At 48.1% G+C, this 11,781-nt stretch carries 10 protein-coding genes; all 10 read left to right on the top strand.

The genetic code is table 11. The annotated features are described in order from the left end of the window. Position 1 precedes the first annotated feature (1 nt). The 10 genes from fabK to D081_RS00190 all read left to right on the top strand — a co-directional run bounded on the left by fabK (position 2) and on the right by D081_RS00190 (position 11,661). Complete coding sequence (fabK, locus tag D081_RS00235; RefSeq protein WP_085022131.1) at positions 2–949, top strand: enoyl-[acyl-carrier-protein] reductase FabK; 948 nt, start codon at positions 2–4, stop codon at positions 947–949. Positions 950–991: 42 nt separating this feature from the next. Then, positions 992–1,933, top strand: a complete 942-nt coding sequence (gene fabD / locus D081_RS00230) for an ACP S-malonyltransferase (protein WP_085022130.1) — start codon at positions 992–994, stop codon at positions 1,931–1,933. Position 1,934: 1 nt separating this feature from the next. After that, a complete protein-coding gene (gene fabG, locus D081_RS00225) occupies positions 1,935–2,678 on the top strand; it encodes a 3-oxoacyl-[acyl-carrier-protein] reductase (RefSeq protein WP_085022129.1) in 744 nt (247 codons plus the stop codon). 42 nt (positions 2,679–2,720) lie between these two features. Then, the gene (locus tag D081_RS00220; RefSeq protein ID WP_085022128.1) at positions 2,721–2,951 is read left to right on the top strand and encodes an acyl carrier protein; all 231 of its coding nucleotides are present in this window, start codon (positions 2,721–2,723) and stop codon (positions 2,949–2,951) included. 95 nt (positions 2,952–3,046) lie between these two features. After that, entirely contained in the window at positions 3,047–3,991 is a 945-nt protein-coding gene (locus D081_RS00215; protein WP_085022127.1) for a nitronate monooxygenase family protein, read from the top strand. Between the two features lie 17 nt (positions 3,992–4,008). Beyond that, positions 4,009–5,253, top strand: a complete 1,245-nt coding sequence (fabF, locus tag D081_RS00210; RefSeq protein WP_085022126.1) for a beta-ketoacyl-ACP synthase II — start codon at positions 4,009–4,011, stop codon at positions 5,251–5,253. Between the two features lie 18 nt (positions 5,254–5,271). Next, on the top strand, positions 5,272–5,988 hold the full coding sequence (gene rnc / locus D081_RS00205; protein ID WP_085022125.1) for a ribonuclease III: 717 nt from the start codon (positions 5,272–5,274) through the stop codon (positions 5,986–5,988). A gap of 118 nt (positions 5,989–6,106) precedes the next feature. After that, positions 6,107–6,916, top strand: a complete 810-nt coding sequence (locus D081_RS00200; protein ID WP_085022124.1) for an MBL fold metallo-hydrolase — start codon at positions 6,107–6,109, stop codon at positions 6,914–6,916. 356 nt (positions 6,917–7,272) lie between these two features. Further along, positions 7,273–8,442, top strand: a complete 1,170-nt coding sequence (locus D081_RS00195; RefSeq protein ID WP_233127371.1) for an efflux RND transporter periplasmic adaptor subunit — start codon at positions 7,273–7,275, stop codon at positions 8,440–8,442. 12 nt (positions 8,443–8,454) lie between these two features. Then, positions 8,455–11,661 (top strand): efflux RND transporter permease subunit, encoded by a 3,207-nt coding sequence (locus D081_RS00190; RefSeq protein WP_085022122.1) that lies wholly within the window; start codon positions 8,455–8,457, stop codon positions 11,659–11,661. Positions 11,662–11,781: the final 120 nt, after the last annotated feature.

Here is an 11,781-nt window from a genome sequence, read left to right as displayed (position 1 = left end):
CATGTTTGAGGAAAATCCAATTTGTAAATTATTGAATATCAAGTACCCTATATTTCAGGGTGGTATGGCCTGGATAGGTACTGCTGAGCTGGCTTCTGCTGTATCTAACGCTGGCGGTCTTGGTATTATTGGTGCAGGCCACATGCCTCCGGATATCTTAAGAGCAGAGATTCAGAAGGCCAAGAAGTGGACTGACAAGCCATTTGGTGTGAATATAATGCTCATGTCTCCTTTCGTTAAGGAGGTTATGCAGGTAGTTGTTGACGAGCGTGTAGCTGTAGTTACCACTGGTGCCGGCAACCCTGCTGAATATCTGCCAGCCCTTAAAGAGGTTGGTACCAAGGTTATTCCTGTAGTTGCTTCTGTAGCTCTGGCTAAGCGTCTGGTTCGTTCCGGTGTTGATGCAGTCATTGCTGAGGGCACTGAGTCCGGCGGTCATATTGGTGATATTACCACTATGGCTCTGGTTCCACAGGTTGTGGATGCTGTTGATGTACCAGTTATTGCTGCCGGCGGTATTGGTGATTCCCGTGGTATTACTGCTGCCATTGCACTGGGTGCTTCCGGTGTTCAGATGGGTACCCGTTTCGTAGTATCTGAGGAGTGTATCGCTCATGAAAACTACAAGAATCTGGTATTGAAGGCAAAGGACCGTTCCACTGTTGTTACCGGCCGTTCCACTGGTCACCCTGTTCGTGTTATCAGCAACAAGATGACCCGTGAATATGCTGAGATGGAAGCAAGACAGGCCAGCATTGAAGAGCTGGAGAAGTTCGGTGCAGGCCGCCTGAACATGGCAACCCACAAGGGTGACGTGGACAATGGTTCCGTTATGATTGGCCAGATTTCCGGCATGATGGAGGACATCAAGCCAGTTGCTGTTATTATGGAAGAGCTGGTTTCCGGTCTGGCAGCAGTAAAGGAAAGAGTAGTGGCTTTTTCCAAGTAATGTAAGTAATATAGTACGAAGTTGAAAAATGGAGAATATAAAATGAGTAAACTTGCTTTTGTTTTCCCTGGACAGGGTGCACAGAAGGTTGGTATGGGCAAGGACTTCTACGACCACTATGATGTGGCCAAGAAGCTCTTCAAGGAAGCTGATGAGGCACTGGGTTATTCCATTATGAATATGTGCTTCGAGGGTCCTGAGGATGATTTGAAGCTGACTGCAAATACTCAGCCTGCTATTCTTACCATCAGCTGCATTGCCAACGAGATTTTGAAGGAAAATGGCATTCAGCCGGAGATTACCGGTGGTCACTCCCTTGGTGAGTATTCCGCTCTGGTAGCTGCCGGCGTGCTGAAGTTCCAGGATGCAGTAGCACTGGTACACAAGCGTGGCCAGTTCATGCAGGAGGCAGTTCCTGTAGGTGAAGGCGGCATGGCTGCCATCATCGGTGTTGACCGCGACGAGATCATTGAGATCTGTGAGTCCATCAACTCCGAGAGCCCAGTACAGGCTGTAAACCTTAACTGCCCTGGCCAGACCGTTATTGCCGGTGCAACCCTGGGTGTTGAGAAGGCAGTAGAGGAGCTGAAGGCAGCTGGTGCCAAGAAGGCAGTTATCCTGCCAGTAAGTGCACCATTCCACAGCACGCTCATGAAGCCTGCTGCTGAGAAGCTGGCAGTAGAGCTGGACAAGGTTACCATGTCCGATGCCAAGATTCCTGTAGTAGCAAATGTAAATGCTCATATTCTCACCAATGCGGATGAGATTAAGAATGCTCTGGTAGCACAGGCAGCCAGCCCTGTTCTTTGGGAGGACTGCGTAGCCCAGATGCAGGCATTTGGTGCTGATACCCTGCTGGAGGCTGGCCCTGGCAAGACCCTCTGTGGCTTTAACCGCAGAATTGACAAGGCCATCAAGAGCCTGAATGTTGAAGATGTTGAGTCACTGGAAAAAACGCTTGACTATTTCAAGGAGGTTCGCTAATATGCTTTTAGATGGAAAGTCTGCCCTTATTACAGGCGGTTCCCGCGGCATAGGCCGTGCCATTGCAATCAAGCTTGCGTCTGAGGGCGCTGCTGTTGCTATTAATTATGCAGGCAATGCAAAGGCTGCTGAAGAGGTAAAGTCCATTATTGAAGCAGCTGGCGGCAAGGCTATGATTGTCCAGGCCGATGTATCCAACGGTGAGGCCGTTGACGCTATGATCAAGGAAGTAGTTGATACATTCGGTGGTATTGATATTCTCGTAAATAATGCAGGCATCACCCGTGATGGTCTCCTCATGAGAATGAAGGAAGAGGACTGGGATGCAGTAATGAATACCAACCTTAAGGGCGTGTTCTACTGCACCAAGGCTGTTTCCAAGCTCATGATGAAGAAGCGGGCTGGCCGCATTGTTAATATGGCTTCTGTTGTAGGTCTTACCGGTAATGCCGGTCAGGCAAACTACTCCGCAGCCAAAGCCGGTGTTATTGGATTTTCCAAGACCATGGCCAAGGAGCTTGCCTCCCGTGGCATTACTGTAAACATGGTAGCACCGGGCTATATAGATACCGACATGACCTCCGTACTTCCAGATAATGTACGTGAGGCTATGGTAGCCGGTATTCCACTGGGCAGAGTTGGCGCTCCTGAGGATGTTGCCAATGCAGTTCTGTTCCTGGTGTCTGATAATGCATCTTATGTTACTGGCCAGGTCATCAATGTTGATGGCGGTATGGTTATGTAACATAGTCTATAGATGAAACTTGATGGAGGAGGTGAACCATTCATGTCTACTTTTGAGAAAGTAAGAGATATCGTTGTTGAACAGCTGAGTGTAGATGCAGATGATGTTGCAATCGAGTCCACTTTTATCGATGATTTAGGCGCTGATTCTCTTGATATTGTTGAGCTCATCATGGCTTTTGAGGAGGAGTTCGGCATCGAGATTCCAGATAGCGCAGCAGAAAAGATTAAGACCGTTCAGGACGTTGTAACTTTCATTGACCAGAACAAATAAGCTTTTTGCGTCTTACCTTTAAGAAAGTCCCGTGAAGTTACTTCGCGGGATTTTCTAAAGAAGGTAAGTACCACCCCATGAATGGAGGAGTAATTTTGAAGCTTCCTGAACTTAAGATTGGCGATAAGATTGCCAAGATGCCAATTATTCAAGGTGGCATGGCGATCCGTTTGTCTACGGGCAGACTGGCTGCAGCTGTTGCAAACCAAGGCGGTATCGGCCTGATTGCTGCATCTGGTATGACCAATGATGAGCTTCGTTATGAAATCAGGATGGCCCGTGCACTTTCCAAGGGCATTATCGGCATCAATATCATGTTTGCCGCAAAGAAATTTGCTGAAATCGTAAACACTGCTATTGATGAAGGCATTGACCTGGTTGTGGCTGGTGCAGGCTTTTCCCGTGATATATTTGGCCTTGGCCAGAAATCCGGAACCCCGGTTGTTCCAATCGTTTCGTCAGTAAAATTAGCGAAAATTTCTCAGCGTCTTGGCGCCGCAGCTATTATAGTTGAAGGCAAGGAGGCAGGCGGTCATCTGGGAACTGACCAGTCTATCAAGACTATCATTCCAGATATCGTTGATGCAGTAGACATCCCTGTAATTGCTGCAGGTGGTGTTCTCCACGGCCAGGATATTGCTGATTTAATAAAAATGGGCGTAAGTGGTGTCCAGATGGGCTCCCGCTTTGCTGCCAGCGTTGAGGCCAACAGTGCCCCAGCATTGAAAGAGTATTATCTTAAGGCAAAGCCTGAGGATGTTGTGGTTATTCACAGTCCTGTAGGTCTGCCGGGCCGTGCAGTAAGAAATCCATGGGCCGCAAGAATCATGGAGGGTCCTGTACCGCCAACCAAGTGCGATAACTGTCTGAAGGCTTGTAAGCATAACTTCTGTATTATCAGAGCCCTTAGCCGTGCTCAGCAGGGTGATGTGGAAACAGGTCTTGTGTTCACTGGTGAATATTTGCCGACTATAGATAAGATATTGACTGTAGAAGAAATTTTCCAGCAGCTTAAGGCAGAACTTGCTGCTATTAATTGAATTGTGAGGTGTTAATTTTGTCTAATCGTGTTGTAATTACCGGCCTTGGTGTAATCAGCCCAGTTGGTACCGGCAAGGATGTATTTTGGAAGTCCCTGCTGGAAGGCAAAAATGGTATTGATAAAATTACCCGTTTTGATGCTTCTGAGTACAAGTCTCAGATTGCCGGCGAGGTAAAGGATTTTGATCCTGCTGATTACATGGACAAGAAGGAGGCTAAGCGCATTGACCGCTATGCCCAGTTTGCAGTTGCTGCAGCCAAGATGGCTGTAGAGGATGCAAACCTTGATCTGGAGGCTGAGGATTGCGACCGTATCGGTACCTTCGTAGGTAGTGGTATTGGTGGTATTGAAACCATGCATGGTCAGTATGAGAAGCTGTTTGACAAGGGCCCAAGCAAAATCAGCCCTTTCTTTATTCCAATGATGATTGGTAACATGGCTGCCGGCCATGTGTCCATCGCTCTTGGCTTAAAGGGTCCAAGCAGCTGTGTTGTTACTGCATGTGCAACCGGTACTAACAACATCGGTGATGCATTCCGCGTACTTCAGCGCGGTGATGCTGATGTTATGGTTGCCGGTGGTACTGAGGCCAGCATTTCCCAGGCCGCAGTTGCCGGTTTCTGTTCCATGAAGGCTCTCTGCACTGACCACAATGATGATCCTGCCCACGCATCCCGTCCGTTCGATGCAAACCGCAGTGGCTTCATCATGGGTGAGGGCGCAGGCATTATCGTTATGGAAACCCTGGAGCATGCCGAGAAGCGCGGTGCCCATATCTATGCTGAAATCGTAGGCTATGGTGCAAATTCCGATGCTTATCATATTACCAGCCCGGCTCCACATGGTGCCCAGGCTGCCAAGTGCATGGCCAACGCTCTGAAGGATGCAGGTCTTGAGCCATCTGAGGTTGATTATATCAATGCTCATGGTACTTCCACTCATCTCAATGACTTGACTGAGACTGAGGCTATCAAGACTGTTTGGGGCGAGCATGCAAAGGATGTATCCGTAAGCTCCATTAAGTCCATGACCGGTCACCTTCTTGGTGCTGCCGGTGGTATTGAGTGTATCGCAACTGCTCTGGCTGTTGAAAATGATATGCTGCCACCTACCATCAATTATGAGACCCCTGATGAGGGCCTTGATCTGGACTACGTGCCTAACAAGGCAAAGGCAAAGACTGTCCGTGCAGCTCTGTCCAACAATCTGGGCTTCGGCGGACATAACGCCTGCATTGTATTAAAAAAATATTCTAAGTAAGAAGTTGAGTGATTTATTATGGTTGAGCGTGTGACTGTGGAACGCAGGAGGCGCTTGGAGGGACTTGCCAGTCAGCTTGGTGTGCGGTTCAAGCACATCGGCTGGCTTCATCAGGCCCTTACCCACACCTCCTATGCCAATGAGTCCCGTATTCGTGTAGAGCATAATGAACGCTTGGAGTTTTTAGGAGATGCGGTGCTGGAGCTTGCTATCAGCACCTATCTTTTTAAACATTTCCCAGAACTTCCTGAGGGAGATCTTACTAAATCCAGGGCAGCTGTTGTCTGCGAGGCCAGTCTTTCCAGCCGGGCCGCAGAGCTGAATCTGGGTGAGTATCTGTTACTGGGTCACGGTGAGCAGAGCTCCGGGGGCCGTAAACGGGCTTCCATATTGGAGGATGCCTTTGAAGCAGTAATCGGTGCAATTTATATGGACCAGGGCTGGGCATGTGCCCAGGCTTATGTAATCCGCCAGCTGGAGGACCATCTTGACCAGGTGCAAAGAGGCGTATCCAGTGTGAAGGACTACAAGACGATGCTCCAGGAGCTGGTGCAGCGTAACGGCGAGAACAAAATCTGCTATTGCATGATTGGTGCCGATGGTCCGGACCATGCCAAGATATTCAAGTTTGAAGTAAGGCTTAATGATGAAGTTTTAGGAATTGGAACGGGTCCAAGCAAGAAGGCCGCTGAACAGCAGGCCGCCAAGCAGGCTCTTGAAAAAATGGACAAATAAAACCAAAGGACTGTTGCGTAATTCGCAACAGTCCTTTATTATTAGAGGTAAGAGAACACGGTCAAGTTTTTCTTTGTGAACGGGATAAAAATAAGACTGTATTATGGGAGGTAATAATATGAGGAAGCTTATTTTTTTAGGTACTGGCAATGCCATGGTTACCAAGGTTTTCAACACCTGTTTTCTGATTGAGACATCAGACGGGCAGCTGTTTTTGACCGATGCCGGTGGTGGTAATGGAATACTGCGCCAGCTGGAGCTTGCAGAGGCTGATTATAATAAGCTGCATCACATGTATGTTACCCATGCCCATACTGACCACATCATGGGGGCAGTTTGGGTTATAAGGAAGATTGCCACCCTGATCAATAACGGCAAATACGAAGGAGAATTCCATATCTATTGCCACGATGAGGTGAAGGACATCCTTCTCAGCATGTGTGAAATGATGCTGAAGCGCAAGGATTATGAGACCATAGGCGATACCATCATCATTCATGAGATTTGGGATGGCCAGGTGATTGAGCTGCCGGCCTTTGATATCAACGTATTTGATATTTATTCCACCAAGGCAAAGCAGTTTGGCTATCAGCTCCAGTTCAAGGAGGACAATCTGCTGTTGACCTGTCTGGGGGACGAGCCGTTCAGCGAGGGCTGTGAGGAATATGCCAAGGGCTCTGACTGGATGCTTTCCGAGGCCTTCTGCAAATATGAGGACCGGGATATCTTCAAGCCTTATGAAAAGCATCACAGCACCTGCAAGGAAGCAGCGGAGCTGGCCAAGAAGCTGGAAATAAAGAATCTGGTGCTTTATCATACTGAGGACAAAACCATTGATACCCGCAAGGCAGCCTACAGTGCTGAGGCAAAGCAGTATTTCGATGGCAATGTATATGTTCCTGATGATTTGGAAGTCATCGAATTCTAATATACTTTTAATCTTATTTTAAGCATATCATTTAAGTAAAAAACATATAATAGAATAGTACAGCTAGGTACGAGTTATATAAAAGAAATATAGTTCGTACCTAGTTTGCGTTGACAATGTTTTTTTTCTGCTGTAGCATAATATATCGGCAGTTCTTTTTAATTAATATTATTGTTATAACGAGCTTTAAGATGTCCCCCACCTCTTTAGGTGGGGGGAAAACAAACTACAACAGCTGGCGAGCATATCTCCCAGCTCGTTGAAACGCTAATTGGAGGATTTTTCTTCTAAAGAAGAAAAATTTGAACAATGGCATTATAAAAGACTTTTATTTTTTATATGAGGAGGAATATGACTTGTTATCTAAAAAAGGTATTGTAATATGTGTCGTTGTTGTTATTGCAGCAGTTATCGGCGGCTACATGTTCCTTATGTCACAGATGGCCGGCCAGCGTCAGGGTGGGGGAGCACTTCCGGTCAAGGCCATGAATGTAATCAAACGTGATACTCCTGTTACTCTGGAATATCCGGGTACAGTAATTGGCAAGGACACCACCAAGGTGACTTCCAAGGTTTCCGGAACTATTGTGGAGAAGTACATTAAGGGTGGTGACCAGGTTCAGGCTGGCCAGGCCCTGTATCGCATCGACCCACGAACCTATCAGGCGGCCCTTTTGAATGCCCAGGCCAATCTGGCCCAGGCCCAGGCCAATCTCAACAACGCCAAGGTGGATTTGGCCAGAGATGAGCAGCTCTATGCTGCCGAGGCAATTTCCGAGCAGGTTCTCACCAGCCAGCGGGCTCAGGTGAATTCTCTGGCGGCAAATGTTTCCGCCATGGAGGCTCTTGTTCAGACTGCCCAGCAGAATCTGGATGATACAGTAGTTTATGCGCCTATGAGCGGCAAGCTGTCCGTAGACGATGTGGCTGTGGGTACTTACGCTGCTGCCGGTACTACATCCCTTGTTACCATTGGTACCAGCAATCCTATGATGGTACAGTTCAGTGTCAGCGAGGCGGAGTATCTTAAATATGTTGGTGAGTCTGTAGTTCCGGGACAGGCTCTGCCATCCAAGAATGTACGCATTGTGCTTTCCGATGGCAAGGAGTATCCTGGCCTCGGCAATGTTGTGGCTGTAGACCGGGCTATGGAAGGAAAGACCTCCTCACTGATGCTCAAGGCTGAGTTTGATAATTCCAAGGGCATTCTTATCCCTGGTATGTTTGCCCGTGCCCGTCTGGTGGGCGACACCATCAAGGGTGCTATTCTGGTTCCTCAGCGTGCAGTACAGCAGCTTTTGGGCAAGTCCTTTGTCATGGTTGTAGGTGAGGGCAACAAGTCCGCCGTAGTTCCTGTAGAGCTTGGTGAATCTGTGGGAAGTTATTATGTAATTAAGAGCGGCCTTAATGGCAGCGAGCAGGTAGTTGTTGAAGGACTTACCAATCTTACAGAGGGTGTAGAGATGGCAGTTACTACAGTATCTGCTGACGAAATGGGCTTCTCATTTATCGAAAAGCACGACTAAGGGGGTAGACTGGTGTCTAAATTTTTTATACATAGACCTATATTTGCGATAGTTATATCCCTTATTATCGTGATTGGCGGTCTGATTTCCGCTTTTCAGCTGCCTATTGCCCAGTATCCCCAGATTGCACCGCCAACCATATCGGTAAGTACCACCTATACTGGTGCCAATGCCAAGGTTGTAAATGAAACTGTGGCCCAGATTATTGAGCAGCAGGTTAACGGTGTTCAGGGTATGGATTACATGAATTCCAATGCTTCTGACTCCGGTTATTATTCACTGTCTGTAGTCTTTGAGCTGGGTACTGACGGTGATATGGATGCAGTAAAGGTGCAGAACTCTGTAGCCGTTGCAAATCCAAGTCTGCCGGACAGTGTTAAGTCCGTAGGTGTAGTAACCTCCAAGGCATCCAACAGTATGGCCCTGATGGCGGCTATTGTTTCTCCGGAGGGTACCTTTGACAGCACCTGGATCAAGAACTATTCCGATATCTATCTGATTGATCAGATTAAGCGTGTTGATGGCGTAGGCTCCGTACAGGCCTTCGGTGCTGACCATGCCCTGCGTATCTGGGTGAACCCGGATAGGCTGGCAGAGCTGAATTTGACAGTAAGTGATGTCACCAATGCCATCAATGAGCAGAATATTCAGGCACCGGCTGGTACAGTAGGTGCCTTGCCTATACGCAATCAGCAGGAAAAGCAGTTTACCGGCAAAATTGACGGTCGACTGGTAACTCCTGAGGAATTCGGCAATATCGTTATCAAGACTGACAGCAGTACCGGTACCATGGTTCATCTGAAGGATGTGGCCAGGGTGGAAAATGGTCCGAAGCAGTATGCTGTATTCTCTGATATGAACGGTGCCAAGAATACTGTGGCCTTCGGTGTACAGCTCACTGAGGACGCCAATGCCATGACCACAGTGGCAGAGGTCCGTAAAATTTTGGAGACTGCGGAGAAGGAATTCCCGCCGGACTTGAAGCTGCAGTATATTGTTGATACCACTGATTTCATCAGTACCTCCATCAAGGAAGTAGTGGAAACCTTCTTGGAGGCCCTTTTGCTGGTAGTGCTGGTTGTATTTATCTTCCTGCAGAACTGGCGGGCAACACTGATACCACTGCTGGCAGTACCGGTATCTCTGATTGGTACCTTTATCGCCTTCATAATTTTGGACTTCTCAATAAATACCCTGACCCTTTTCGCTATGGTATTGGCCATCGGTCTGGTAGTAGATGATGCTATCGTAGTTATTGAGAACGTAGAGCATCACATGAGTACCGGTCTTACCCCGATTGATGCTACCGAGCGGGCCATGGATGAGGTGCAGGGGCCGGTAGTGGCCATTGCCTTCGTATTGGCAGCGGTATTTGTGCCAGTAGCCTTCCTGGGTGGTATGATGGGCGTGCTTTATCGTCAGTTCGCCTTGACTATTGCTATTTCCATGGCATTGTCGGCCTTTGTGGCCCTGACTTTGACACCGGCCCTGTGTGCCATGATTCTGAAGCCGGTGGATTACGATGCCAAGCAGGAAAAGTCTGACAGCTGGTTAGACAGATTCTTTAATAAGTTCAATGATAAATTCAATGAGATGCGCATCAGCTATCAGGGCGTGGTAGGCTGGTTTATCGGCAACGCCAAGTATGCTGTTATTCTCATTGTGGTGGTAGTGGGCCTTACAGCTCTGCTGTACAAGATAGTACCAAGTACCTTCGTGCCGGATGAGGACCAGGGCTACTATGCTATCTCCGTATCCCTGCCGGAGGGTACCTCCATCAACCAGACCTCCACAACCATGGACAATGTGTCCAGTGCGGTGCGTGGCCTGCCGGGAGTAGAGAATGTTATTTCCATTACGGGCTTTGATATTTTCTCCTTCGGAACCAAGTCCAATGCCGGCACCATGTTCGTCGGCCTTGAAAGCTGGGATAAGCGTACCTCTTTTGATACCTCTATTAACGTAATTATCGGTAAAACCTTTGGTATTGGTGCCAAGGTGGCTCCGGAGGCCCAGGTTATTGCCTTCAATATGCCGGCTTTGCCAGGTCTTGGTAACGTCGGTGGTTGGCAGATGGAGCTTCAGGATCTGTCCGGCCATACTGATGAGGAGCTGAATGAGCTCTCCCAGAAGATTGTGGCAGCGGCTAATCAGCGGCCAGAGCTTCAGGGTGTTCGTTCCACCTTCAAGGTAAATTCACCGATTGTTCAGTATGATATTGACCGCGATAAGGTTAAGAGCCTTGATGTAAGGCTGTCGGATGTGTTCAATACCATGCAGATATTCTACGGTGGCAGCCAGGTTAATGACTTTAACCAGTTTGGACGCAGCTACAAGGTTGTTCTTCAGGCTGATAAGGAATATCGTACTGCTGCCAATGACATGCGGTTCATGTTCGTCCGCAACAACTCCGGTCAGATGATTCCGTTGGAGTCCCTGCTGACCCCGCGGATGAGTACGGCTCCTTCCATCGTTCATCGCTTTAACGCTTCCAAGGCAGTATCCTTCCAGGGTAATGCTGCCAGCGGTTATTCCTCCGGCCAGGCCATTGCCGCCATGGAGGAAATCGTTCATGAGGTGGCTCCGGCTGGCTACAATGTAGAGTGGTCCGGTCAGGCCCGTGAGGAAATTAAGAGCGGTGAATCAACTGGCCGGGTATTGGCTCTGGCCCTGGTGTTCGTATTCCTCTGTCTGGCAGCTCTCTATGAAAGCTGGAGTGTACCATTTGCCGTTATTCTCTGTGTACCGGTTGGTATCTTCGGTGCTCTGTTCTCAGAGCTGTTCATGAGCTTGGTGGAAACCCTGACAGTTGGTCCTAATGCCGGCCTGCAGAACAGCGTGTACATGCAGATTGGTGTTATTATGCTTATTGGTCTGTCGGCCAAGAATGCGATTCTGATTGTAGAATTTGCCAAGGCCCGTGCAGATATGGGCATGAATCCGCTTAAGGCTGCCATTGAAGCCGCTGGTCTGCGACTTCGTCCGATTCTCATGACCTCCTTCGCCTTCATCATCGGCTGTATTCCGTTGGCCATAGCCTCCGGTGCCGGTGCTGCAGCCCGTAATGGTATGGGTGTGGCCGTAGTAGGCGGCATGCTGTTTGCCACCTTTATCGGTATCTTCATTATTCCGGCCTTTTACATTATTACTGTTCGGTTCGCCGATATGGTAGGCTGGAACAAGAAGAAAAAGAAGGAACACGACAAGAAGTATGTATAAGTTTTAAGAAAATATATTTAATAAAAATGAAGCTATTTTATATAAATAGCTTCATTTTTTAATTTAAGAGTAGTATAATAAGAATATAATAAGTTGGTGACAAATAATTAGGCCAACCTA

It is taken from the genome of Anaerovibrio sp. JC8, assembly GCF_002100115.1.
Lineage (GTDB): Bacteria > Bacillota > Negativicutes > Selenomonadales > Selenomonadaceae > Anaerovibrio.
The sequence above is the reverse complement of the archived record's forward strand: the minus strand, read 5'-3'. Positions and strand labels throughout refer to the sequence as shown.